Here is a 23,985-nt window from a genome sequence, read left to right as displayed (position 1 = left end):
CGTTGGATTTGAAGGGGTCCAGGCGCCCGGAGCGGCGGAAGTTTGGCGACCGAGGCCGCTCCGGGGGCCGCTTAGCGTGTGTTGCGCCTGCCGTGGCCCTTGGCCGCGTACATCGAGCAGTCGGCGGCGGAGAGAGCGTCGGTGAGGGTCGGGACTGCCAGGTGGAGGCGGTGGCAGAAGCCGACCGAGGCGGAGACCGGCAGGGCGTGTCCGTGGTGGTCGACCGGTTGGTCCAAGGCGTGCCGCAGGGCGGGGAGCCCGTCCGTGTGGTCGGGGTGGGTGACGATCGCGGCGAACTCGTCTCCGCCGAGGCGCGCGGCGATGCCGTTGCGTCCGCACCAGGTGCTCAGACGGCGGGCGGTCGCGGTGAGCACGGCGTCTCCGGCGGCGTGGCCGTGGGTGTCGTTGATCGCCTTGAAGTCGTCCAGGTCGATCAGGAGCACCAGGGCGCCGGGGTGCCTGGCGAGCAGGCGTTCGGCGCGGGCCGTCCAGCCGTCGCGGGTGTGCAGACCGGTGAGGGGGTCGCGGCGGGCGGTGGCCAGGCGGCGCAGGAGCACTCCGCCGTGGAGGGTCCAGCCGAGGGCCGGTAAGCCCGCAGCGATCAGGTTCGTGTCCATGTCGGTCACCGCCCCTTGTTCAGGTCTTTGATCAGCAGGCGCAGGACGACGGCGACCACGGCGACGGAGACGCCGGTGATGGCGACCGCCAGCAGCAGCGAGACCAGGACCGCGCCGACGACGAGGACCACGGCGCCTCCGCCGGCGGCGAGGGCGAGCGCGCTGCCGGGGGTGAGCTGGACGGTGGGCCGGTTCGGGGCTGGGGCGACCGGGGCCGGGGCCGTCTGGACGGGGGCCGGGGCGGTGGTCTGCGGCTGGATGACGGCCGGGGCCGGGGCGGTGTCCGGGGGCGGGTATTTCGGGGTGAACACGGCAGGTGTCCCTTCGGTGGGTTAGTTGACCAGGGAGCCGACGACGGGGCCGAGGGCGCTGTGGGCGAGGAGGTAGCCGCCGAGGAGGAGCAGGGCCACGAGCCACCACGGCGGGCGGACGTGCTTGACGCCGAGGTAGCCGAGGCCGATCACGGCGAGCCAGAGCGGAACGTTCATGACGAGCTGTCCTCCTAGGCCTTGCAGCGGTGGGTGCGGGCAGCGAGTTCGGCGGCGGAGCGGTCGGGGTAATCGGCGGAGAAGCCGCAGCCGGGGGCAGTGCAGGCGGCGGTGTGCTTGTCCCGGCCACGGCCGTCGAAGTACGTGGCGACCTGGACGGGGCCGATGCGGATCACGTCACGGAATCGGCGGTAGACGGTCACGGCGAATCCCCCTTGGGTCAGGCGAGTTGGAGTTGATCGGCGATGGCGCGGGTCATGTCCTCGGGTAGGCCGAGGCGGGCGGAGAGCGTGTCGGCGGGCATCGGGGAGCCGGTGGAGGCCCGGTGGGCTTCGGCGAGCTTGCGGGCGTGATCCAGCAGAGCCGCCGGGACGACGAGGGCAGGAACCGCGGGCTTCACGGGCGCCGGGTCCGGCGCGGGAGCCAGTTCCGGAGCCGACGCGGCGGGTTCATCGGCGCGCTCGACCTCCACGTCCGGCACGGCCGGTTCCGCAACTTCCGGTTCAGCAACGGCCGGGGCCGGGGTGGTGGGCGAGTGGACGAGCAGGGTGCCGCCGAGGAAGGCCAGGGCGGGCCAGCCAGCCACGAGGATGCGCAGCCAGGAGGGCACCTGGTGCAGGTCGAGGAGTCCGGCGGTGGCGATGTTGGCGCCGAGCGAGGCACCCAGGGCGATGACGAACCAGGTCCAGGCCGAGCGGTCGCGCCGGGCGTTGCGCAGTCGGCGCCAGGCGGCGACCAACAGTAAGTCGACGGAGACCGGGTAGGCCCAGGCCTTCCACCCGGACTGGCCGGCCGCCTCGGCCAGGTCGTGCAGGTGGGCGAAAGACAGCGCGCCCGCGATGACGGCCTGGATGAGAACGGCGTCCGGGCGCGGTCGGGAGGCCATCACTGCACCCTGGGGCGGCCGTTGGCTTCGGCGATGGCCGTCAGGATCAGGTCGAGGTTGGCCGCGTCCAGTCCGCTGACCGCATCCCCGAGCGGGATCCGGGCGGCAGGGTGGGCGAGGGAGGCGGCGAGTGCCAGGATGCGCAGCTCCCCGCTGGAGGCGGGCAACTCCTTCGCGTCCAGGGCTTCGACGACCTTGACCCAGTCGACGCCGTAGGGCGCAGGGGTGGGGCCGGAGTAGTCGATGAGGAGCAGTCCGGGCCGTTCGGCGAGGCGGTTGATCCACAGGCCGTGGGCGACCAGGAGGCCGATCGCGGCCCGCTGGGCGGGGACGCCGTCCGCCGTGGCCGTCAGGGTGTCGGCCAGCTGGTCAGCGTCGATCGTCACCGTGCCGTTGTCGGTGTCGTACCAGGGGCAGTCGCGTTCGTCGTGGTCGACGCCGGTTTCCTCGCCGTCGACGTCGCCGCAGTACTCGCAGAACATCGGGGTTCCCTTCGGATTCAGGCATGGAGGGGGTAGGGACGTGGCGCGAAGGACGGTCGCGCCGACCGTGGAAGGGGGCGTTACTCGGCGACCGGTCGCGGCTTGACCAGCGACGGGCCGTTCGCCGGCGCCTCGGCGGGCACGTAGGGGCGGAAGGGTTCGAGGAACGGAAGGTCCGGGACCAGGTGGGCGAAGTCCCGGCAGACGGCGATCACTTCGTCTCGGGTGATGGCCGGGGTGCGGATCTTCGACCAGCCGCCGGAGGTGTCCGCCGCGACGGCGGTGCCGGGGCGGTCCATCTGGATCAGGCTCGCGGCCGGTACGGCGTCCGGGGCGACGTCGGCGAGGCCCATTTCGGCGGTCTGCTTGTCGTTGACCCGGTGCACGACCCGGCCCGTGAGCTGAGCGCGGAGCATCGTGGCGCCCTTGCCCAGGTCGGAGCCGAACCGCTGACCGCAGACCTCCAGGTAGATCCCAACCGCACGGGCCATCTGCGCCAGCCGGATCAACGCGGTCACGATCCGCTCCCGCCGCTCCTCATCCTTCTTCGAGGAGATCAGGAACAGTTCCGCGACCTCGTCCACCAGGACGACCACGGGCACCGGCCGCAGGCCCCCGGGCAGGTCCCATATGTCGGAGGCGCCGTGCTTGCTCAGCAGGTCGAAGCGGTCTTCCATCTCGGCGACCAGCACGCCGAACAGTGACGAGGCATCGTCCGGGGTGGTGGCCAGTGCCGACAGACGCGGCGCGTAGCCGGACTGTTCTACCCCTCGCTTGCAGTCCACCCCGACCAGGGCGATCGGGAGCTGAGCCAAGCCCTTGATCAGGTTGCGCTGGTACATGGACTTGCCCGACCCGTTCGCGCCCAAGGTGAGCGCCATGGGTGCCTTGCGGTAGTCCCGCTCGAAGGCGGTGCCGTCATCGCGCAGCGCCACCGGCACGATCATGTCGTGCGGCACGGCCTTGCGGGGCATCCGCACCCGGCGCAGCACGTCATACCCAGTCATCCGCAGCTCAACGAAGCCCGGCTTCGTCTCCGCCACAGTCACCGAGTGCACACCCCAGGCGTGACGCAGCCGTTCTGAGGCGGCGGCCACATCGGCGGGCTCCAGGCCAGCCGGAAGCCGCAGCGTCACCCGCAGCCCGGTCGACGTACCCCGCACCCGGCGAATCTTCGGCGGAACCGGCTGCACCTCACGACGGGCCATGTTCCGCGTCACGAACGCCCGCAGACCCGACGGCCGCACTGTCAGCCCGCACACGTCCATCGTGGACCGGTACGAGAACCCGAACCGCGTCAGCGTCACCGGCAGACCCACCAGCGCCCAATAGGCGCGCGGCGCCCGCACCTTCGCGTAGCCGACACCACCAGCGGCCGTCAGGCCCCCCGTGGCCTCCAGCCACATCGTCAGGTCGGTCATGGTCAGGCCACCGGAGTGATCGCGATGGCGCGGAACGAGATGCCGTGCCGCTTCTCGCCGTTGAACGTGTTCTCCCAGTCACGAGCCTTCAGCCCCGTGACCCGCACCGGCATACCCGGCGCCAGCCCCTCCGGGTAGCCCGTCTCCGGAACGACCACCTGGTAGAGGTTGCCCTCCCCCTCGTCCGAGACCAGCAGGCCCACCGTCGACAGGTCCGCACCGGACTCCCGGTCCACGGCCCGCTCACCGGTCTTCTTGTTGACCATCTTGGGTTCCGGGGCGGTCGCCACGAATACCACGGCGGTCGAGAGGTCGATCTTGAAGGACGGCATCAGTACTCCTTGCGTTGATGTCGGACAGCCCAAAGAAGGACTGCTTGCCGCCGCTGTCCTAGGACTGCGAGCAACAAGAGAGATACTGCATCGCAGTCCTAGGACTGTCAACAGTCCTAGGACTATGTGCTTCACTAGACCCTGTCGAGAGGGGTTCGTGATGGCGCCCAAGTGGCGAGAGCTAGCGGACAAGCTGGCCGAGCAGATCAAGAGGGGTGACTACGCACCAGGCCAGCAGCTGCCGCACATCAGAGAGCTGGTCGAGGCCGGCGAGGGCTCCAAGGCCACCGTCCATGCCGCTTACAAGGCGCTGGAAGCGGAAGGGCTGGTCACCTCGTCCCGAGGCCACGGCACTGTCGTGCGGCAACAGGTCCCACTCAAGCGACTTGGCATCGCCCGGTACGACAAGGCGAAGTGGCGGGACGGGGACGAGGTGGCGTTCATCGCGGACCGAGTGGCTACCGGCCGGGCGTACCGCCGCAACGAGCAGACCCAGACAGTCAGCCTCGTTGAAGCACCCCCCGCGGTGGCAGCCGCTCACGGGCTACCGGTCGGCGCCGAGGTCTACGCACGCGCACGGCTGGTGAAGGAAGGCGAGCAGCCAACGCACACGCTGACCAGCTACTACCGGCCCGAGCACGTTGAAGGAACGCGCCTGGTGGACCCGACGCCGGGCCCAGCCGGCCGAGGCGGCGGATTTCGCGTGTTGTACGACGCGGGTTACGAGATCGATCACATGAAGGAAGAGCTCTTTGCCCGTACCCCTACCCCGGACGAAGTGAAGCTCCTGCAGCTGCCACCCGGGGAACCGGTCGTGGAGCTGCATCGGACGACCTATACGGCCGACGGCACGGTGGTCGAGTTCGCCATCGGGGTACACGCGGCTTCACGCTTCGCGTGGGAGTACGACTTCAAGGTCCCCGACTCGGCGAAGGACAGGGAAGGTCAGCAATGATCACGGCACAGGATTGGGCGGACACGCGGCGCCTGTGGGACTACCACCAGATGGGCCAGGCGCCCCGGCCGTGCTCGGTTGCCATCGGACTCGGCAGCCACGACCTGGGGGTGGCCGATGCCGCGGTCGACCTGTACAAGCGCGGCATGGCTCCACTGCTCGTGTTCACCGGAGCCACCAGCCCAACGACGAGGGAACGCATGCCCCGAGGCGAAGCCGTTCATTACCGAGAGCGGGCGCTTGAGCTTGGCGTCCCCAGCTCAGCCGTCCTTGTGGAGCCGCGCGCTCGGAACACGGGCGAGAACATCCGCTTCTCCCGAGAGCTCTTGGAAGAGGCCGGCGTCGACGTTTCCTCCGTCCTGCTGATCAGCAAGCCGTACGAGGAGAGGCGGGCCTACGCCACCGCGCGCAAACTGTGGCCCGAAGTTGAGATCGTCAGCGCGTCCAGCCCGATGACGCTGGACGAGTACGTCGACTCCATCGGTAACGCTCGCTTGGTGATCGACATGCTTGTGGGCGCGCTACAGCGACTGCTGATCTACCCGGAGCAGGGCTTCATGATCAGCCAGCCTGTACCGGATGACGTGCGTGAGGCCTACGAGCGGTTGTGCCGTACGGGATTCACCAGCCGACTCCTCGCCACCGACAAGCCTTCGGTCTAACGCGCTAAGCATCTGTACTGGCTGCACCCTGCCCCTGCCTGCGCTTTGCTGCCAGATCACCACGGAGGCATGACCAGCACCAAGGCCCGTATTGGCCATGAGCTGTTACAGGTTTCTCTACCTCATCAAGCCCCGGCTGCGCTCCGCTCCGCCGGGCGCGCTTCCCGGCTCCGCTGCGGGCGACGCTCCTGCCTCCGGCCCGCTCCGCCCGCGCTGCGCCGACGCGCGCCCACATGTGGATAGGGCCGGTGGTCATGAGTCGAGCACCGTGGGGCGCGGCCCAGGGTCAAGACGATGCCTCCGGCGGGGGATCGGCCGACACCGGGATGGAGGGGGCGCCGTCGCCGACCGCGGGCACGTAGTGGCGCGCGCCGGGTGCTCCCATCCCATCCACCGTCGACCCAGGCAAAGCCGAGCAGACGCGGCCCATGGCGTCCAGGTCGTTCGTACAGTGGCGCGCTCCACCTGGACGCCATGGACCACGCCCGCTCCACGGTGTGTGGGTCGACGGCGGACGGGATGGGAGCTGGGGAGAGTGGTGGGTAGAGGTGGGGGAAGAACTCGCACTTGGCGGCGAGCCGTTCACCTGTCACGATCAAGCCGTGGTCAACCTTCCCAAGATCGCGAGGCAGGCTGAGATCCTCCTCGACCTGATGGGCGTGGCGGGCGGAGTAATGCTCTTGGCGCTGGGTATCGACACCTACCGCAACGGTGGATCTGTGGGCTGGCCCATCGCGGGAGTAGCACTGTTCCTGATCAATCTCTGGGTGGCCTTGCGTCGGTTCATCCGGCGCAGGAAGCCGGCGCCATCGCCGTAGTGGCCCAGGAAGCACGGGGGAACTCCGGTGAGGCTGCCAGAGACGTCCTGGTGGACGTATCGCTAGGGGTTACACGATCTTCCGAACTGGTGATGCGGGCCCTGAGGGGCTTGTCAAGGCTGCATCGGACAGCTGACACCAACAACTGACACCAACAGACACGGACAGCACCGGTCGATGCCGGACCTCAGCGAACGAGCTGCCGAGGCACAGAGGCGGTTGACCGAAGCCGCCCGCCCGCAGTGATCGACCTGATAAGGATGAGGCCACAGGTTCAAATCCTGTTAGCCCCACCAGCACGAAGACCCCCGGTCCTGATGGATCGGGGGTCTTCTGCGTCTCCGGCAGCGACCAGGTGGAACACCCACTGACCACAACCAACTGGAACGAAAAGGGCCCGACCGCTGGCGACGGGGGATGCACCAGCGATCGGGCTGTGGCCAAGGGTAACAAGCCCAGAGGCCTCGCGGGGGAAAGTCGGGAGGGAATAAGTCAGGTTGGCCGATCAGTGGTCGCACGGAGGGTCGTAGGAGAGACGGGGCAGGTACTCGTGCCACTTCTGCGGGGTCAGTACGCCCCGGGTGACCGAGCAGATGTGGTCGATCGCCGCGTCGGAGTCGAGGCTCCACAGGCGGACCGTGTCCGTGCCGCTGGAGACCCCGAGGACGCGGCTCCTGGAGCTGAAGGAAAGGAACGTGCCCGACTTGGCGTTGGGGCTCATCGACTGGCCGATGGGGGTCGCCGAGGCGGGGTCGCCGACGTTCCAGAGCCGGACCGTGTTGTCGTTGCCGCCGCTGGCCAGAACGTGCCCGTCCGGGCTGAACGTCAGCAACTTGACCGCCTCGGTGTGGCCGGTGAGCGGCGCGCCCAGCGCGGTCGCCGAGGCGGGGTGGCCGACATTCCACAGCCGGACCGTGTCGTCGTCGCTGCCGCTGGCCAGAACCTGGCCGTCCGGGCTGAAGGCGATCGCGTTGACCGGGCCGGAGTGCTTCGTGAGCCGGCCGAGCCCGGTCGGTCGGGCCGGGTCGGTGACGTTCCACAGGCGGATCGTGCTGTCCGCGCTGCCGGAGGCGAGGGTGCGGCCGTCGGGGCTGAACGCGAGCGCGTTGACGTAGCCCCGGTGGCCCGTCAGCGGTCTGCCGAGCGCCACCGGGTGCGCGGGGTCGGCGACGTTCCACAGCTGAATCGTGTTGTCGTCGTAGGCGGTGGCCAGGGTGTGGCCGTCCGGGCTGAATGTGAGCGTGCCCGGCCCCGCGAAGCGCGTCCGCAAGCGGAGGGGCGGGCCGGCGGCGACCGGATGGGACGGATCGCCGACGTTCCACAGATACACGGCCTGGTTGTTGGTCAGGACGGCGAGGGTGCGGCCGTCGGGGGAGAACAGCGGGGCGCGATGGCCGCCGTCCGCCTGCATGAACGCATTCCCCAGCGGCACGGTCCGCTCGGGCCGCGTCACGTTCCACAGCCGCAGCCTGCCGTCCCGGGCCGCCGTGACCAGCACCCGTCCGTCCGGCCGGAACGCGCCGGTGCGGCCAATGATGTCCGAGGTCGACAGTGACCACAGACGCACCTTGCTGTCGCCGCTGCCGGTGGCCAGGGTCCGCCCGTCGGGGCTGAACCCCAGGGCGTACATCTCCCCGCTGCTGCCCGCGAGCGGCTCCCCGACCTGCGACGGGGACGACGGATCGGTCACGTTCCACAGGCTGGCGGTGCTGTCCGCGCTCGCGGCGGCGAGCCGGTTGCCGTCCGGGCTGAAGGCCACCGACCAGATCGGGCCGGTGTGCCCGGCCAGCGGCGAGCCGAGCGCGGCCGGGTGGGCGGGGTCGCTGACGTTCCAGAGGCGGATCGTGTCGTCCGCGCTGCCGGAGGCGAGGGTGCGGCCGTCGGGGCTGAACGCCACCGAGTGCACGAGGTCCGTGTGGCCCTTCAGCGTGGTGGGGTACGGCTTGGGGCGGCGCGGGTCGGCCGTGTTCCACAGCAGGATCGCGTCGTCGTCACCGCCCGCCGCTAGGGTGTGCCCGTCGGGGCTGAACGCCACGCTGCGCACCGCGGCGCTGTGCCCGCGCAGGGCGCCGAGCTCGCTCGGCCGCCGCGGGTCGGCCACGTTCCACAGCCGTACCGTGCGGTCCTCGCCGGCACTCGCCAGGGTGCGGCCGTCAGGGCTGAAGGCGACCAGGTAGATCGTGCCCCGGTGGCCGGTGAGCGGCTTGCCGAGCGGCTTCGGGTGGGCGGGGTCGGCCACGTTCCACAGCCGGATCGTCCCGTCGTCGCCGGCGCTGGCGAGGGTGCGCCCGTCCGGGCTGAAGACGGCGCTGCTCACCCAGCTGGTGTGGCCGGTCAGCGGCCTGCCGAGCGGCTTGGGATGGCGTGGGTCGGCCACGTTCCACAGCCGGACGGTCCGGTCGTAGCTGGCCGTGGCCAGCGTCTCGCCGTCGGGGCTGAAGGAGGTGAGGTAGACGGCACCGGTGTGGCCGGACAGGGGGGTGGCCAGCGGCTCGTTCACGATCGAGATCAGCCTGCTGTACGTTCCCTCGTCGCCCGGGCGCAGATGGTGGGCGACCAGGTCGAGCTGGGCGGCCAGGGACGGATCCGTGCGCTGGACCCGGTCGGCTTCGGCGAGCACCTGCTCGAAGACGGCGTCGTCCCGCTGCTGCCGGGCGATCACCGACGACCCGCCCGCGACCAGGGCCAGCACCACCAGCGCCGCCACCGCGGCGCGGCTGATCCACACCGTGCGCTTGCGCAGCCGGACGGCCGCGGCCAGGAATTCCACCGCGCTGCGGGTCAGATATGTGTCCCCGGCCGATCGCGCCCAGCTGCGCGCCTGCTCCAGCCGGGAGCCCCGGTAGAGCAGCGAGCTGTCCCGGCCCGAGTCCTCCCAGGCCCGGCCGTCCTCCTCCAGCCGCTGGCGCAGCAGATGGTCGTTGCGGTCGTCGTCGATCCAGTGCCGCAGCCGGGGCCAGGCGTGCAGCAGTGCCTCGTGTGTGATCTCCACGGTGTCCGCGTCCAGCGTCACCAGCCGGGCCCGTACGAGGGCCTCCAGGGACTCCTCCGTCTTGCCGGGGTCCGCCGACTCCTCCGCCAGCTGTCGCCGGGTGCCCCGCCGCCGCGTGGCCTGAGTGTCCTCGCCCAGCCGGACCAGCCGCAGCAGGAGCAGCCGGGCTGCCGTACGGGCCGCGGGGTCCAGCCCCGACCAGGCGCGCTCGGCGGTCGCCGCGACCGCCCCCTGGATCCCGCCCGCCGCGCGATAGCCGGCCAGCGTCAGCCGTCCGGCCTTGCGGCGCTGCCAGGTGGCGAGCAGGGCGTGCGAGAGCAGCGGGAGCACGCCCGCGTCGTGCGCACCGCGCGGTCCGTCGGCGCTGACCTCGCGGACGATCAGCTCGGCGAGCCCCGGTTCCAGCTCCAGACCCACCGCCTTGGCCGGACCGGTCACCGCTTCGCGCAGCTCGGTGCTGGTCAGCGGGCCGAGCACCATGTGCCGGTGCTGGAGCGCGTCGGCCAGTTCCGGGTAGCCGAGGCACTGCTCGTAGAAGTCGGCGCGTATGCCGAGGACGACGACCACCGGTGCCGGCTCGCCCGAGTCGGCGGGCGGAGTGCAGGCGGCGTGCAGGAGCTGGATGAACGTACGCCGGTCCGTCTCGTCGGAGCAGAGGGTGAACGCTTCCTCGAACTGGTCCACGACGACGACCGCGCGGCACTTGCCGGACGTCTCGCGGCGGGCCCACTCCGACACGGCCTCGCGGGCCGCCTTTGCCACTCGTGGGGAGCCGGGAACCACCGGATTCTGCGTGGCCTCCTGTTCGGCCCGGCGCGCGGCGGCGGCGACCGTGCCGAGATCAGGGATACGGCGGACCAGCTCACCGAGGGGGTCGGCGCCGGGAACGAGGTGCAGGACGCAGTCGGCGGGGGTGTCCCGCGGAGCCTGGGGTGATGCGGCGCCTGTGTGCGGTGTGCCGGTGCCGCGTCCGTCGCGCAGCGCGCCTCCGCGTACGGCGGGGACCAGGCCGGCGTTCAGCAGGGAGGACTTCCCCGCTCCCGAGGCGCCCACCAGCATCACCAGACCGCCGGTCCACTCGGCGGCGCGGAGCTGGGCTATGAGCGTGCCCGTGCTCCGGTCCCGGCCGAAGAACCACCGGGCGTCCTCCTGCCGGTAGGGGGCGAGCCCCCGGTAGGGGCAGACGCCTCCGGTGACGGGCGGGGCCTGAGCGGGAGGCTGCCGGATCTCCTCGGGCGTCGGCGCGGGCCGGTCGCCCACCGGGTCGGCCAGCGCGCGCTCCCACAGCCGCTGCCAGTGCGCGAGGTCGTACAGGCCCGTGGACACCGGCGCGGGCCGCAGCCGCCGCGCCTCCGGAATCAGGATGTGCAACACCGCCGCGAGGGCGGTGAACTGGGCCGGCACGTTCTTGGCCCGGCGCCAGTCGCTGATCCGCTGAGCCGACACCCGTACGGGCCGCCCGCGCTCATCGACCCGCTGCAGCCGTACGACCGCCTCGGCGACGCTCTTGAGGGGAGGGTTTCCAGCCTCCTTGTACAGCAGCGCGAGGCGCTCGGCGAAAGCTGTGCGTGCCCCTGAGTCGGAACTCAAGGTCCCACCCCTTTACTTCCCCCCGTATCTGGACGTCCGGACCGGAAAACCCACCCTATACGCCTGACCTGCGGATAAGCATCGGACCGGAGGCCGTGGTCTCCTCGGCGTGGGCAACAGATGGCAGGATCCGGACCCGGTAGCGGACCCGTCACACACCGTCTGAACAGGCCACGGCGCCGAGCTCGGACGGACAGCCCTTGGCGCCGAACGATCTCGGCCAACTTCTTTACTTCGACCGGTACCGAGCCGACGCGGCACCGGTCGACGCCCCGCACCGTCCGGCACCGGTCCCCACGAGGGGAGGGACCGGCGCCGGACGGGTGGGTGTTTCACGTGAAACACCGGGGGATCTCGGACGACTGCCGCATCTGCTGCTTCTGCCTCTGTTTCTACTTCTGCCCCTGTTTCAGTCGGCCGTGGTGTTCACCTCGAGCTATCCAGCCGCGCGGGCCGTGGCAATGGCGTGGCGTTCGGCCTCCCCGGCGGCGGCGTTCAGGGACGCGTCCTGCCCCCGCGCTACCACCGGCCGCGAGTGCGGCGGCCGGGGACGCCCCCAGTGCCGGGCGCAGGGCCGCGGCGGAGGCGGTGGTGGACGACTTGGCTGAGGTCGTGGCAGAGGGTGAAGTGTCCGCGCCGTCCCGTGTCGCGGGCACCTGGGCGGCCAGTGCGGCGTTGCGCGCGCAGCGGGCGTCCGCGGCCGGGTCGGGGGCGGACACGGTGAGCGCGGCGAGCGACTTGGCCGACAGCCGCAGCGCGTTGGCCGCCCGGCCGACGGGGTCCCTCGGGACGACCTCGGCCGCGTGCTGGCCGACACCGGCGTACCGGCACGCGGCGACCGCGCGGTCGTAGGCGCTGTGCGCACGGGTCCGTGGAGCCTGCGCAGCGCCTCGGCCTCCTCCGTGACCGCTCCGCCGCCGCTTCTTCCGGTCCGCTCATCCTCGGCCTCCCTCGTCCGGGACGACACCGCACCCTGGTCCTGGGGACGGGCAGGGTGCCACGTCGACCGTGAAGATGCCAGAAGCGCGGGTGTGGCCCGGGCAGGCCCCACGCCCTGGATATCTGACGGTCTGCCAGATACCGTGCGTGCCGGCGGCTGTTCCCGAAGGGGTGAGTGTCATGCACAAGCGTCCTCCGTGCCCGCGACCGCCCGGTGCTCCGCGCTGGGTCGCGATGTTCCACCAGCCTTCCCAGGACTCCTGGACGGTGGGTGCCGAGTCTCCCGACCGGGCTCCCGTGCTGTACGCCGTCGGGGACATGACCCAGACCGTGCGGGCGCGCGGCGAGGAGGTGACGGTCGCGCTGTGGGGGCCCGAGGACGGTGCCTGGCACCTCTTCGACACCCCGTCCGGCAAGGCGTCCGCTCCCGCCCCGGTCACCTCGGCCGACCCGCCCGCGCCCGGCGCCGGTACACCGGCCAAGCTCACGGAACGCATGACGGACCGGCGGCACCAGGTGCTCATGGCCGGCCTGAGCAAGGCGGGCCTGTACGACCTGAGCGCCGAGGACGGCGAGGCGGTGCAGACGATGGCCGACCTGCTCGACGAACCCACGGTCCGCCGGGTGGCCCACTGGCTCTCGGTGGCGGGCGCGGAGCGGTCGGGCGCGGAACGGTAGCGTGCGCAGGGCAGGTCCGGCGAGCGGGCGGTGGCCGGGACGGGTCCGGTCCGGCGGGCGGTTGCGGAACAGGTCCGATTCCGCCGCCGGCAGCGCGAACAGGACTGTTTCAGCGAGCGTGCGGGCGGGTGGCAGCGGGAACGGGCCCGGTCCGGCTGCCGGTAGCGCGTACCGGCCCGGTTCGGCGGGCGCTAGCGCGAGCGGGGCCGGTTCGGCAGGCGGCAGCGCGAACTGGGCCGGTTCAGCGGGCGGTTCGCCGGGCAGTGACGTCCACGAAGCCACCGTCTAGGGCTGGAGGACGCATGAAGGTCTCCGTCGACCGCTCCCTGTGCTACGGCTCTGCCGAGTGCGCGCACCGGGCGCCGGCCGTGTTCGTGTTCGAGGACGGTTACGGCGTCGTACGGCCCGGCCGGGAGGAGTCCGCGGACGACCCGCAGGTCCAGGAGGCGGCCGAGAAGTGCCCCTCGCAGGCGATCGGGCTCACGGAGCAGTGACCCGGCGAGCCGTCGACGACGTGGCGGCCGTCCCGGCCGGGTAGGACCACTCGAAGTCGGCCAGTGCGCGGGCCCGGGCCTCGACGACCGCCATCCGGGCCGTGCGCTCGACGGGATCGACGTGGGACGCCTGGCCGGTGACCTGACCCTCCCACTTTCGGTACAGCAGGCCGACATCCGCCGAGAACCAGCCGCGGCTCACCGCGTCCAGCGCCAGCAGCAGGCCCGTGTCCTCGGACGCCGGCAGGGCCATCCAGCCGCCGAGCGCGATGAGCAGCTCACGCCGAACGCACAGGGTCGCCGGATGGACCGATGCGCGGAAGTCGTTCCGCTTCCAGTGATCGAGCATGGCACCGCGTTCGAGCGGGCCCTCGCCCGGATCGCCCGGAAAACCCACCGTCGAGCCGTCCGGCAGCAGGTCCAGGGCCCGGGACGCCGTCCAGCCGACGCTGTGGTGCGCCTCCAGTACCGCCACATCGCGGGCCAGCGCACCCGGCGTGAGCCGGTCGTCGGCGTCCAGCACCTTCACGTACGCGCCATCGGCGCGCGCCAGCGCGATCGTGCGGGCGACTCCGGGCCCGCCCGGCCGGCTCTGGCCGAAGCTCACACGCGTGTCGTCCGGGACGTACGGGCGGACCTCGTCCGTCGTACCGTCCTGTTGGATCACCCACTCCCACTCCCAGCCACCGGGAAGCCGCTGCTCGCACAGGGACGCGTGGGCGTCCGGCAGGAAACGCGCGGACGGGCCGTGGACAGCGGTGACAACGGTGACGCGCCGGGTCACGGCAGCACTCACCACCTTTCCGGGGTGTTGTCGATCATCCTCCCAGGTCATCCACCCAACAACAGTGCAAGACCCCCGGCCGAACCCGGCCGGGGGTCATTTCGTGTCGACTGATGCGTACGCAAGTCGCCGTGGTGTCGAGACGTTGCGGTACTACGTGGCGGCTGGAGATCAGCAGTCGAGCGTGGACGCCGAGTGCTCTGCGGGGGTGGTCGCGGTCTCCGCCTGGGTGTCGAGGAGGGGACGCTGCCGGCAGCGGGGAGACTTCCCGTGGGCTTCGGCCCGGATCCGCTGCTTCATCGTGGGGGGCAGGGCCCTGGTATGGGACCAGGACCAGTGGCGTGGCGCCGGGATCGTCGGGATGGTCCTGTGCGCGGTGCCGGTGCTGGGGCTCTCGGGCCGGGTCGCGGCCGCCGCGGTCGTGGCGGTCGTGGTGGTGACGAGTCCGAGCGCCGTGCACAGCGCGAGGAAGGCGGTGACGATGGCGGTCCACAGCTGCATGACCTTGTTCTTGGTCATGGCCCCTCACTTTCGGGTTGGGCGATTTGCGTACTTTCCTCATGATGTGTATCGGGGCCGCGAAGTGGTGGACCGACGCCCGTGGCGCGTCGATGTTCAGATCAACACCACTCGGATGGCCGCAAGAGCAGCGGAAAGCTCCCAAATGCTGACGAGCGCGAGCGAAGGGGGAGCAAAGTAACCGTCCGTGGAGGTGTGATCACCCTCCGATCGGAATGGCGCCGGACCTGGCCTAATGCGCTGTCCGAGGCGGGAGTTGGGGCCCGACGCAGGTCACCGATCGATATCGGTCGGTGTGTATAGTCGGGCGCCAGAGGTCCCCTACGTCAAGGAAAGACGAGGTCGCGCGGTGAAGAAGCTGCTCCTGGTCGCACTGGCCGCCATCGGCGGGCTCCTCGTGTACCGCCAGATCCAGGCGGATCGCGCCGAGCAGGACCTGTGGACGGAGGCGACTGACTCCGTGCCCACGGGTTCGTGAGTGCCGATACCAGAATCTGAAACAGGCCCCGACCGCCTTCGCGGTCGGGGCTTTGTGCTGCCCGCGGTCCCGCCTGTGTGTTGCGGGGGCTCGCGGGGTGCTGTAGACGCCGATCCGTGCCCCACCGGGCGGCCGGGCCCTACAGGGCCTTGCGGGCCTTGCCCGGGCGTTTCGGACGGCTGTACGCGTTGTCCGGATGGTGCAAGGGCGTAGCGGGCAGGATGGAGCGCGGTCCGGTACGACTGGGGAGGGCGGCACGTGCGGGAGCGAGGGCGGCGTACGGAGTGGTGGCGGCGCAACGGCCGCCGGGCGGTTTCCGGCGCCCTGCGGACGGCCCTGCGGACCGCCCTGATGCCGGGACTGTGCGCGCTGCTCGTCCTGCCGGCCGGTACGGCGGCCGCGTACGGGAACCCGACCGCCGCCGAGAACGGGTCGCCGCAGTCGTACGCCTTCACGCCCGGCGCCCGGACCGTCGCGGGCGCGCCGGGCACCGCGACGGCACCACGGCTGGACGCCGGCCGCACCTACCGCAGCTCCCTCCCGAGGAACGGCAAGCTCTACTACCGGCTCGAGCTCGGGTCCACCGACACGGCCTACGTCCCCGTCACCGCCGTCCCTCCGGCGAACGCCACCGTCTCCGCCACCGACGGCATCACCGTGTCGGTCCAGGATGCCACCGGCACGCCCTGCTCCTTCGCCAGCGCCCGCTTCGGCGCCGGCCTCAGCCCGCGCCCGGTCACCGCGCTGGGCCAGCGGGAGACCGGCAAGGCGGTGTGCCAGGGCAGGGGCACGTACTACGTGGTCGTCCGACGCCTCGACGCCCAGGGCTCCGGTACGACCGCCCCCACGCAGCGCTGGGACCTGGAGATCGCGCCCGCCACGGAACCGCGTACCGCCCGGGCCGAGACCACCTCCGCACCGCAGACCTGGGACTCCGCCACGCCCGAGCCGCTCACCGGTGAGCCCCGCGACCGGTTCGGCGGCACCGGATTCGCCTCCGCGAGCCCCCTGGGCCAAGGAGTCTGGCGGACATCCCTCGTGCCTGGCCAGACACGGTTCTACAAGGTGCCGCTCGACTGGGGCCGACAGCTCCACGCCTCCGCCGAACTGGGCAGCGCCACCGGTCACGGCTATGTGGGCGGCGCCCTGAACCTCTCCCTCTACAACCCCGTCCGCGGCTACGTCGAGGACGCCGCCCTCGGCTACACCGGAACACAGAAGCCAGCCGTACTCGCCCCGCTCCCGCCGGTCGAGTACGCCAACCGCTACGCCGTTCCCGCCGGGATGACCTCCGTCCGCTTCGCCGGCGACTACTACCTGGTGCTGCATCTCAGCGAGCAGACGGCCGACTCCTTCGGGCGGGGGCCCTTCGGGGTGACCCTGCGGGTCCGGGTGGCCGGACGAGCGCACGCCGGCCCGGAATACGCCGGGCGACCCGTGCCGGGGGAGGTGTTCACGGTCTCGGAGCAGGATCGGGAGGCGGCGCTCACCGGGACCACCGAAGGCGGGCACGATTCCGTGATGAGGCTGGTCGCGATCGGTGGGTTCGGCCTGGGGACGGCGCTGCTGCTGGTGCTCGCCGGCTGGACGGTGACGGCGCGGCGGACTCAGCGGATTCAGACGCGGGTCAACGCCCAGAAGCCCACCGCGTAGCAGGCCAGCGCCAGCAACAGGATCGGGATCGCGACCTTGGCCGGCGGGCCGGGCCGCCGATTCCGCCTGGCCCGGCGCGCTGCGCGCCCTTGCGCGGGCACGCCCGAAAACGGCTGAGCCGGAGAGGGAACCTGGGCGTCCTGAGCGGTGTACGAAGCAGTAGAGGCATCGACGCGATGACCCGCCATCGACCAGGGGGTCGGCGCGGCGCTCCAGGGGGCCTGCAGAGTCCGAGGACCTTGGTGAGCGTAGGGGCCGTGGGCCTGGGGGTCTGTGTACGGCTCGTGGAGGGGGAGCCGAGGGGGATGAGCTGGGCGGGAGGCGTGCGAGTGGTGCGAGGGGGGCTGGAGCTGGTGGACGTGTGGGGGGTACGGGGATGGGGCTACGGCCTGCGATACCTGCGGCGGGCTGTACGTGCTCTGCTCGTCGGCGCGCTGGCGTGCCTGCGGGGCGTACGGCTCGTGGGTGGGGGGCTCCTGGGCCGGCGCCTGGGGTTCCCGGGCCGAGGCCTGGGGCTCCTGGGGCGGCGGCAGACGGAAACTGCCGGTGTCCGAGAGAGAGCCGGTGCCCGCGTCCGCACCCGAATCCGTGCTGCCACCGGCACCGGTACCAGTACTGGGGTCGGCACCGGCACGGGGACCGCCGCCGGCACCGTCGCCCGCCGCCGGACTCGTATCCGTGTCCTCGGTAAGTTCCAGGGCGATCCCAGAGGCCCTCTTGACGGGGCCGTCGGGGCCGAACCCGGGTGGAAGCGGGCCGAGTTGGTCGAAGATCTCGATCAGCTCGTCGTCGGGCTCGGGCTCCGGCAGGAGTTCCGCCGCAGAGGCAAGCGCCTTGCGCGCGCCCGTGGCGGTACGGAAACGCGCGGCCGGGTCGGGCTGGAGCAAGGTGGCCACGACCTGCCAGAGCGGTTCCGGGATGCCCTTGGGCGGCCCGGGCGTCCCGTTCTCCGCGAAGTACTGCACGAGCGCCTTGGCGTCAGGCTTGGCGCCTTCGAGCAGATACAGCGCGACCAGGCCCGCGGCGAACAGGTCGGCGGGAAAGTCGGGTTCGGCGCCGAGAATCTGCTCGGGGGCGAGGTAACCGGGCGTGCCCACCACGAGGTTGGTCTCCGTCAGGCGGGGCTCGCCGAGCCGCATGGCGATACCGAAGTCGGACAGCCGCAGCCGCGGCCGACCGGTCCCGGTCGCCTCCAGGAGGACGTTGGCGGGCTTGATGTCCCGATGGATGACGCCCTCGGCGTGCACGGCGGCGAGACCGGACAGGAGCTGGTCGAGCAGGGTGCACACGAACGCCGGCGGCAGAGGCCCGTAGTCGCCGACGAGGTGGACCAGGGAGCCACCGGCGACCAGGTCCATGGTGAAGAGCACCTTGTCGTCGTCGGCCGCCCAGCTGGCCGGGGCGAGGACATGAGGGTGGTCGATGCGCAGAGCCTGCTCCCGCACGAAGCGCAGCAGGGAGTGGGCGTCGCGCTGCTGGAGCACCTTGGCGGCCACATAGCGCCGCCGGCGGTGGTCCCAGGCACGCCATACGGCGCCCACGCCCCCGCGTCCGATCGGGTCGGCCAGCTCGTACCGGCCGGCGAACACCTCACCCATGGCAGCCCATCGCTCCTCCCCCGGAACCCGCGCCGGTCCCCCCGCCCCCTTGGTTCCCCGCTCCCCCTCGGTTCCCCCTTGGTCTCCCCCGTGATGAGTGATACGACCCCGCTCCACGTCCGAGGACCGGTCCACCCCCATGGACCGACACCCCGCGCCCAGTCGCCCCCTCACCGGACTCGGCCCCGGCCCGGCCCACGGACCCCCTCCGTGGACCGGGACGTGGGTCCTAGTTCTGGTGGGACTGGTAGTGCGCGACGGCGTCCGAGGTGCGGCCGGCGCCGTAGACGCGGAGGAACTCCGCCAGCTCGGGATGCGTCGGCGCAAGGCTGTCCGCGGCGTCGATGATGTCGCCCGCGGCGGCCACCGAGCGCAGCAGCGACTGGATCTCGCGGACCACCCGCTTGACCGTCGGCGCCCCCGAACCGCTGGTGGTCTGGGTGGTGTTGTTGAGCACGGAGCCCCCCTGCGACTTCTTGATCTCGTCCATGCGCTCGGTCGCCTCGGCCGCGCTCACACTGCCGTCCGCCACCTGCGCCGCCAGGTCCTGCAGCAGCTGCACCCGCTGGACCACGGCAGGATTGCCGATCTTCGCGCGCTGGCCGCTCATCAGCTGCGAGAGCATCGGAGCGGACAGCCCCAGGACCGCAGCGAGACGGGCCTGGTTGAGCCCGAGATCGTCGATGAGCTTACGGAAGAGCGCCCCCAACGGCTCCCCGTACCAGTTCCGCTGCAGCTCCCGCGCTCTCGCGGTGGCTTCCTGCTGTGCGGCGTCCATTGCGTCTCCCCATCGCTTCCCCAAAAAACCGCGCGGTTCGCTGTAGCGAACCACGTCGAGCATCTTACGGAGCGTGGTCATTCGCGGGGACCCCCCAATCTTTTTGCGGGATACCGGGGGTGACCCGGTACTCTGGTCTGCGGCGACCACCGGAACGCGATTCCTCCGGTCGGCCGCTGCTTCCCGGGGCCTTAGCTCAGTTGGTAGAGCGCCGTCTTTGCATGGCGGATGTCAGGGGTTCGACTCCCCTAGGCTCCACCCCGAAATGCCTCCCGACCTGCGGAAACGTCGATTCGGGAGGCATTTTTCATGCGCAGGCCACTAGCTGTACCCAAGGTGGTGGAGCGGTCACCCGGGAAGCGGGGCTGTCGCTCGGCGAGTGAGGGCTCGGGCCGGGGGCCGCGATGGACGCCGGACCAGCCGGACGCCGACCCAGCCGGAAACCGCCTCAGCCGGACAGCAGCCGGACCCGGTGTGGACGGCCTGCCCGGATGAGGGTGGAGGTCTTGGCCGTAGGTGGGGGTGGGTGAGTGCGGCCTCTCCTGCCCGGCAACCAGGCTGACCGACCAGGTTCACCCAGGATGAAGTCCGGTTGCCCCCTGGGCTATTGAGCCTGACCCGGCGGACGGCCCGGCCCGTTTCACGTGAAACGGGCCGAGGGCGGCAAGAATCAACTCGCCTGTCCCACGGCCCGTTTGACGGCCGACGGTATGTGATCCGTGTCCTGTGCTACCCGATGACCTCCGGTGCTTTCCGGCCGGCTACTGCTCGTCGTCTTGGTTCGCGGCGTCCTCCTCGGCCTGCTTCGCCTGGACCTCGGGGTCCAGGGCCGAGGTGCCACTGCCGTCCACCGAGCTGAGCCGGCCGCCCGACTCCGGTACCTCCGTCGCGGCCGGCGGTTCGACCAGCCAGTCGGGGTTGGCCTGCTTGTCCCACCACTTCCAGGCCGCGACGGCACCACCGGCCAGCAGGGTCAGCAGCGCCAGCGCCTTCACGGCCCGTCCGGCCCTGCACCGACGCGCGTTCCGGCGGGCCAGCTTCTGGATCTCCTCCGCCGAGACCTGGCCACGCAGTGCGGCCAGCGCGGCCGCGCCACGCGCGGCGGCCTCCTCACGAGCCGGAGCCGTCGCGGCCACGGCCTGCTCGATCCTCGGACGCGAGTACTCGGCGGCCTGACGCGAGTACTCGGCCGCCTGCCGGGCAGCCTTACGGGCGCGGACGGCGGCCTCCTGCGCCGCCAGGTCCACCTTCGGCGGCACATGCGCACGAGCCTGCTCCAGACGCGGGGCGAGCCGGGCGCCGTACTGCACGCGGGCTTGTTCGGCTGCCTGCGACACCACTGGGGCAAGCCGTACGCGTGCCTCCTGCGCGTAGAGCGCGGCACGCTCCTTGGCCGTGTCGGCGTAAGGCGCCACCACTTCCGCGGCGTGCAGCACGCTGTCCTTCGCCGAGCCGGTCGCGGCGCGCACGCTGTCGATGCGGGTCACGGGTTCCTCCTCCTCGGTGGCGTACGGTATTTCGACTTTCCACCCTTTTACGGATCATGCCTGCCAACGGTTCGCGCGGCATGCGAGGGCGGGGCATATGGGTGTCGATTGCTCCCTTCGGAGCCATTCCGGTAATTCCCGGACAACCTGATCCTGCCGTCGACACTGCCACGAATCACCGGCGAGCGCTGCCTTACGGGCGGAACTCGTGGCTGCCGGGCGACGTACGGGCCCGACCGTGCGAGGATCGGGGAGTCACAGGAAGACAACGGAAGGCAGATCGTGGCTGAGCAGCTTTACGCCACCCTGAAGACCAACCACGGCGACATCGTGATCCAGCTTTTCCCGAACCACGCGCCGGAAACGGTCAAGAACTTCGTCGAGCTGGCGCAGGGCGAGCGCGAGTGGACCCACCCCGGCACGGGTGAGAAGAGCAAGAAGCCGCTCTACAACGGCACGATCTTCCACCGTGTCATCAGCGGCTTCATGATCCAGGGCGGCGACCCGCTGGGCAGCGGCATCGGCGGCCCCGGGTACAAGTTCGGGGACGAGTTCCACCCGGACCTGTCCTTCAACAAGCCGTACCTGCTGGCCATGGCCAACGCCGGCCCCGGCACCAACGGCTCGCAGTTCTTCATCACCGTCGCCCCCACGACGTGGCTGAACCGCAAGCACACCATCTTCGGCGAAGTCACCGACCCGGCCAGCCAGAAGGTCGTCGACGCCATCATCGGCGTGCCCACCGGCCGTAACGACCGCCCGGTCAACGACGTCGTGATCAACGAGGTCGTCGTCGAGAAGCGCGAGGGCTGAGCCCACCGCTCCCGCACCGCCCCGCTGGAAAACGCCGGCACGTCCCACGGCGACACACCGGAACCTCCCGCAGGGAACAAAACGCCCCGCTCGTCCGTACCAAGGATGAGCGGGGCGGGGCATTGCCGGGGGCAGTCCCACGACGACCGACAAGGGGAACCGATGGACCACGCCGAAGGCAGCACGCAGGACGCCGCCCACCGCGTGCCCGTGTGCTACCGGCACCCGGACCGCGAAACCGGTGTGCGCTGCACCCGCTGCGAGCGCCCCATCTGCCCCGAGTGCATGGTCAGCGCCTCGGTCGGCTTCCAGTGCCCCGAGTGCGTACGCGGCGGCAGCGCCACCGGACCCGCACCGGCGGCGTCCCGGCCCCGCACGGTCGCCGGCGGCCCGGTCACGGCCGACCCGCGGCTGCTCACCAAGGTGCTGATCGGCATCAACCTCGCCGTGTTCCTGGCGCAGCTCGCCCTGGGCAGCAGCTTCACCGACCGGTTCGAGCTGATCGGCCGGGCCCAGTTCTCCCTGTTCGGCCCCGTCGAAGGCGTCGCCGAGGGACAGTACTACCGCCTGCTGACCTCGATGTTCCTGCACGGCGGCTACGCCCACATCCTCTTCAACATGCTCAGCCTGTGGTGGATCGGCGGCCCCCTGGAAGCGGCCCTCGGCCGCGCCCGCTACCTCGCGCTGTACTTCGTCTCGGGCCTGGCGGGCAGCGCCCTCACCTATCTGATCGCCGACCCCACCCAGCAGTCCCTCGGCGCCTCCGGAGCGATCTTCGGCCTCTTCGGCGCAACCGGCGTGCTGATGCGCAGGCTCAACTACGACCTGCGCCCGCTCGTCGCCCTGCTGGTGATCAACCTGATCATCACCTTCACCCCGGCCATGCACATCGCCTGGGAGGCCCACATCGGCGGGCTCGTCGCCGGTGTCGCCGTCGGCTATGCGATGGTCCACGCCCCGCGCCGGAGGCGGACGCTGGTCCAGTACGGCGCCTGTGCGGTCGTACTCGCCGTCGTGGTGGTTCTCACGCTGGTCAGGACCGCTCAGCTCACCTGATGCCGAACCGTTGTCCACAGGGCGTGGCGGATCTTGTGCTCCGTGTGCGGGCACAGTTGTGCCCCCTGTCGCTCGGATGTGTTTCCGCAGGTGAGACAGGGGGCCAACAGGTGTATGAGAGGGGGTGGGCCAGTCATACCGGCGTCAACGCCCGATGGGTTATCCACAGATCGTCGTTCTTTTTCCCCATGTGGACAACCCTGTGGATAACTCAGTGGATAGCCCTGGGTAGAGCTACTTCCACTGGGTGGAGACGCCGAAGCCGGCGGCGATGAAGCCGAAGCCGACCACGATGTTCCAGTTGTCCAGCGCATCGATGGGCAGCGAGCCGTCGGTCACGTAGAAGACGACGATCCAGGCCAGACCGATGATGAACATGGCCAGCATGACAGGCGCGACCCAGCCGCGGCTGTTCAGCTTGATCGCTTGTGCCTGCTTCGCCGGCGGCGGCGTGTAGTCGGCCTTCTTGCGGATACGTGACTTCGGCACGAGGGTCTCTCCTGTCGATGCGCTGCGTGGCCGCGCAGGTAACCGGTTCGGGGCTCGGGGCAGCGTACAAGGGGCCAATATGGCGGCTCTGTGTGCTCCCCGGGGCGTCCGTTAGCGTAGTGCTTCCGTGGCGCCGAAGGAGATAAGGGTACGTTGAGCAATTCTGCCGACTCCCCCGGGACGCAATCAACGGGCTCCGGCCCTGGCCGCCGCCTGCGTGTCCGCCCCGCGCGGATTCTCACGGCGGCCGTCTTCGCGCTCGCGGGACTGATCTTCTTCACCAGCTTCAACACGGCCAAGGGCACCGACATCCGTCAGGACGGCTCCCTGCTGAAGCTGTCCGACCTGATCCAGCAGCGCAGCCGCAAGAACAAGGGGCTGGACGAGTCCAACGCGGCCCTGCGTGGGAGGGTGGAGTCCCTCGCCGAGAGCGACGCCGGCAGCAGCAAGGCGCAGGACCGCAGGCTCAGCGGGCTGGAGAAGAGCGCCGGCACGCAGAAGCTCACTGGTCACGCCATCACCGTCACCCTCAATGACGCCCCGCCCAACGCGACGGCCAAGCTTCCCGGCTATCCCGAGCCGCAGCCCGACTACCTGGTCATCCACCAGCAGGATCTGCAGGCCGTGGTGAACGCCCTGTGGCAGGGCGGCGCCCAGGGCATCAAGGTCATGGACCAGCGGCTGATCTCCACCAGTGCGGTGCGCTGCGTCGGCAACACACTGATCCTTCAGGGCCGGGTCTACTCGCCGCCGTACAAGATCACGGCGATCGGTGATCCGGACAGGCTGCAGCAGGCGCTGGCGGCGAGCAAGGCGATCCAGACCTACATGGTGTACGTCAACGTCTACGGCCTCGGCTGGAAAGTCGCCGACGACGGGACGGTGACTCTTCCCGGTTACTCGGGCACAGTGGATCTGCACTACGCGAAGCCCGTGAAGTAGCCGGCAGTAGCCATTCGTCGGCCGTCCGCCAGCC

General features: G+C 70.8%; 26 protein-coding genes and 1 tRNA gene. 12 read left to right on the top strand and 15 right to left on the bottom strand.

Going from position 1 to position 23,985, the window contains the following annotated elements; all coding sequences use genetic code 11:
- Positions 1-71 precede the first annotated feature (71 nt).
- The 8 genes from AB0M27_RS11100 to AB0M27_RS11065 all read right to left on the bottom strand — a co-directional run bounded on the left by AB0M27_RS11100 (position 72) and on the right by AB0M27_RS11065 (position 4,226).
- Entirely contained in the window at positions 72-617 is a 546-nt protein-coding gene (locus AB0M27_RS11100; protein ID WP_365720260.1) for a GGDEF domain-containing protein, read from the bottom strand.
- A gap of 5 nt (positions 618-622) precedes the next feature.
- Positions 623-928 (bottom strand): SpdD protein, encoded by a 306-nt coding sequence (locus AB0M27_RS11095; RefSeq protein ID WP_365720258.1) that lies wholly within the window; start codon positions 926-928, stop codon positions 623-625.
- A gap of 21 nt (positions 929-949) precedes the next feature.
- Positions 950-1,105, bottom strand: coding sequence for a hypothetical protein (locus AB0M27_RS11090; RefSeq protein WP_361193809.1), 156 nt, complete (start codon positions 1,103-1,105; stop codon positions 950-952).
- A gap of 14 nt (positions 1,106-1,119) precedes the next feature.
- On the bottom strand, positions 1,120-1,308 hold the full coding sequence (locus AB0M27_RS11085; RefSeq protein WP_365720256.1) for a mobile element transfer protein: 189 nt from the start codon (positions 1,306-1,308) through the stop codon (positions 1,120-1,122).
- 17 nt (positions 1,309-1,325) lie between these two features.
- Positions 1,326-1,991: a DUF2637 domain-containing protein gene (locus tag AB0M27_RS11080; protein WP_365720254.1), complete on the bottom strand. Its 666-nt coding sequence runs from the start codon at positions 1,989-1,991 to the stop codon at positions 1,326-1,328.
- On the bottom strand, positions 1,991-2,473 hold the full coding sequence (locus AB0M27_RS11075; protein ID WP_365720252.1) for a hypothetical protein: 483 nt from the start codon (positions 2,471-2,473) through the stop codon (positions 1,991-1,993). The genes AB0M27_RS11080 and AB0M27_RS11075 overlap by 1 nt, the downstream gene beginning before the upstream one ends.
- An 80-nt stretch (positions 2,474-2,553) precedes the next feature.
- Positions 2,554-3,894: an FtsK/SpoIIIE domain-containing protein gene (locus tag AB0M27_RS11070; protein WP_365720249.1), complete on the bottom strand. Its 1,341-nt coding sequence runs from the start codon at positions 3,892-3,894 to the stop codon at positions 2,554-2,556.
- Positions 3,895-3,896: 2 nt separating this feature from the next.
- A complete protein-coding gene (locus tag AB0M27_RS11065) occupies positions 3,897-4,226 on the bottom strand; it encodes a hypothetical protein (protein WP_365720247.1) in 330 nt (109 codons plus the stop codon).
- 160 nt (positions 4,227-4,386) lie between these two features.
- On the opposite strand from AB0M27_RS11065, the gene AB0M27_RS11060 reads away from it, so the two are divergent.
- The 3 genes from AB0M27_RS11060 (at position 4,387) to AB0M27_RS11050 (ending at position 6,661) form a co-directional block, all read left to right on the top strand.
- Positions 4,387-5,181: a GntR family transcriptional regulator gene (locus AB0M27_RS11060; protein WP_365720245.1), complete on the top strand. Its 795-nt coding sequence runs from the start codon at positions 4,387-4,389 to the stop codon at positions 5,179-5,181.
- Complete coding sequence (locus tag AB0M27_RS11055; RefSeq protein WP_365720243.1) at positions 5,178-5,843, top strand: YdcF family protein; 666 nt, start codon at positions 5,178-5,180, stop codon at positions 5,841-5,843. Before AB0M27_RS11060 ends, AB0M27_RS11055 begins: the two co-directional genes overlap by 4 nt.
- 548 nt (positions 5,844-6,391) lie before the next feature.
- On the top strand, positions 6,392-6,661 hold the full coding sequence (locus AB0M27_RS11050; protein ID WP_365720241.1) for a hypothetical protein: 270 nt from the start codon (positions 6,392-6,394) through the stop codon (positions 6,659-6,661).
- 505 nt (positions 6,662-7,166) lie between these two features.
- Here the strand turns inward: AB0M27_RS11050 and AB0M27_RS11045 are convergent.
- A complete protein-coding gene (locus AB0M27_RS11045; protein WP_365720239.1) occupies positions 7,167-11,243 on the bottom strand; it encodes an AAA family ATPase in 4,077 nt (1,358 codons plus the stop codon).
- Positions 11,244-11,855: 612 nt separating this feature from the next.
- Here AB0M27_RS11045 and AB0M27_RS11040 point away from each other — a divergent pair.
- The 3 genes from AB0M27_RS11040 (at position 11,856) to AB0M27_RS11030 (ending at position 13,354) form a co-directional block, all read left to right on the top strand.
- Positions 11,856-12,095 carry a hypothetical protein gene (locus tag AB0M27_RS11040; RefSeq protein WP_365720237.1) on the top strand — a complete coding sequence of 80 codons (240 nt, stop codon included), beginning with the start codon at positions 11,856-11,858 and terminating at the stop codon, positions 12,093-12,095.
- A gap of 267 nt (positions 12,096-12,362) precedes the next feature.
- Positions 12,363-12,860 (top strand): hypothetical protein, encoded by a 498-nt coding sequence (locus AB0M27_RS11035; RefSeq protein WP_365720235.1) that lies wholly within the window; start codon positions 12,363-12,365, stop codon positions 12,858-12,860.
- A 302-nt stretch (positions 12,861-13,162) separates the two neighbouring features.
- The gene (locus tag AB0M27_RS11030; RefSeq protein WP_365720233.1) at positions 13,163-13,354 is read left to right on the top strand and encodes a ferredoxin; all 192 of its coding nucleotides are present in this window, start codon (positions 13,163-13,165) and stop codon (positions 13,352-13,354) included.
- On the opposite strand, the gene AB0M27_RS11025 is transcribed toward AB0M27_RS11030, so the two are convergent.
- Both AB0M27_RS11025 and AB0M27_RS11020 read right to left on the bottom strand, forming a co-directional pair.
- Positions 13,341-14,138, bottom strand: a complete 798-nt coding sequence (locus AB0M27_RS11025; protein WP_365720231.1) for a glycosyltransferase family 2 protein — start codon at positions 14,136-14,138, stop codon at positions 13,341-13,343. The genes AB0M27_RS11030 and AB0M27_RS11025 overlap by 14 nt on opposite strands.
- 171 nt (positions 14,139-14,309) lie before the next feature.
- The gene (locus tag AB0M27_RS11020; protein WP_365720229.1) at positions 14,310-14,657 is read right to left on the bottom strand and encodes a DUF6344 domain-containing protein; all 348 of its coding nucleotides are present in this window, start codon (positions 14,655-14,657) and stop codon (positions 14,310-14,312) included.
- Positions 14,658-15,006: 349 nt separating this feature from the next.
- Here AB0M27_RS11020 and AB0M27_RS11015 point away from each other — a divergent pair, with 349 nt between their 5' ends.
- Both AB0M27_RS11015 and AB0M27_RS11010 read left to right on the top strand, forming a co-directional pair.
- Positions 15,007-15,135, top strand: a complete 129-nt coding sequence (locus AB0M27_RS11015; protein WP_003999697.1) for a DLW-39 family protein — start codon at positions 15,007-15,009, stop codon at positions 15,133-15,135.
- Positions 15,136-15,393: 258 nt separating this feature from the next.
- Positions 15,394-16,788: a hypothetical protein gene (locus AB0M27_RS11010; protein WP_365720227.1), complete on the top strand. Its 1,395-nt coding sequence runs from the start codon at positions 15,394-15,396 to the stop codon at positions 16,786-16,788.
- Here the strand turns inward: AB0M27_RS11010 and AB0M27_RS11005 are convergent.
- Together AB0M27_RS11005 and AB0M27_RS11000 are read right to left on the bottom strand one after the other, a co-directional pair.
- A complete protein-coding gene (locus tag AB0M27_RS11005; protein ID WP_365720225.1) occupies positions 16,752-18,386 on the bottom strand; it encodes a protein kinase in 1,635 nt (544 codons plus the stop codon). The genes AB0M27_RS11010 and AB0M27_RS11005 overlap by 37 nt on opposite strands.
- Positions 18,387-18,615: 229 nt before the next feature.
- Positions 18,616-19,164, bottom strand: a complete 549-nt coding sequence (locus AB0M27_RS11000; RefSeq protein ID WP_365720223.1) for a DNA-binding protein — start codon at positions 19,162-19,164, stop codon at positions 18,616-18,618.
- A gap of 185 nt (positions 19,165-19,349) precedes the next feature.
- Here AB0M27_RS11000 and AB0M27_RS10995 point away from each other — a divergent pair.
- Positions 19,350-19,422 (top strand) — tRNA-Ala (locus AB0M27_RS10995).
- A gap of 503 nt (positions 19,423-19,925) precedes the next feature.
- On the opposite strand, the gene AB0M27_RS10990 is transcribed toward AB0M27_RS10995, so the two are convergent.
- Entirely contained in the window at positions 19,926-20,651 is a 726-nt protein-coding gene (locus AB0M27_RS10990) for a DUF5324 family protein (protein ID WP_365720221.1), read from the bottom strand.
- A gap of 282 nt (positions 20,652-20,933) precedes the next feature.
- Between AB0M27_RS10990 and AB0M27_RS10985 the strand changes: the two genes are divergently transcribed.
- Together AB0M27_RS10985 and AB0M27_RS10980 are read left to right on the top strand one after the other, a co-directional pair.
- Complete coding sequence (locus AB0M27_RS10985; protein WP_365720219.1) at positions 20,934-21,464, top strand: peptidylprolyl isomerase; 531 nt, start codon at positions 20,934-20,936, stop codon at positions 21,462-21,464.
- A gap of 162 nt (positions 21,465-21,626) precedes the next feature.
- On the top strand, positions 21,627-22,520 hold the full coding sequence (locus AB0M27_RS10980; RefSeq protein ID WP_365720217.1) for a rhomboid family intramembrane serine protease: 894 nt from the start codon (positions 21,627-21,629) through the stop codon (positions 22,518-22,520).
- A 234-nt stretch (positions 22,521-22,754) separates the two neighbouring features.
- Here the strand turns inward: AB0M27_RS10980 and crgA are convergent, their stop codons facing one another.
- The gene (gene crgA / locus AB0M27_RS10975) at positions 22,755-23,009 is read right to left on the bottom strand and encodes a cell division protein CrgA (RefSeq protein ID WP_365720215.1); all 255 of its coding nucleotides are present in this window, start codon (positions 23,007-23,009) and stop codon (positions 22,755-22,757) included.
- 153 nt (positions 23,010-23,162) lie between these two features.
- Here crgA and AB0M27_RS10970 point away from each other — a divergent pair, with 153 nt between their 5' ends.
- Positions 23,163-23,951: a DUF881 domain-containing protein gene (locus AB0M27_RS10970; RefSeq protein WP_365720213.1), complete on the top strand. Its 789-nt coding sequence runs from the start codon at positions 23,163-23,165 to the stop codon at positions 23,949-23,951.
- Positions 23,952-23,985: the final 34 nt, after the last annotated feature.

The organism is Streptomyces sp. NPDC052107 (assembly GCF_040680215.1).
In the GTDB taxonomy this organism is placed as follows: domain Bacteria; phylum Actinomycetota; class Actinomycetes; order Streptomycetales; family Streptomycetaceae; genus Streptomyces.
This window is presented reverse-complemented; position numbering and strand designations above follow the sequence as displayed.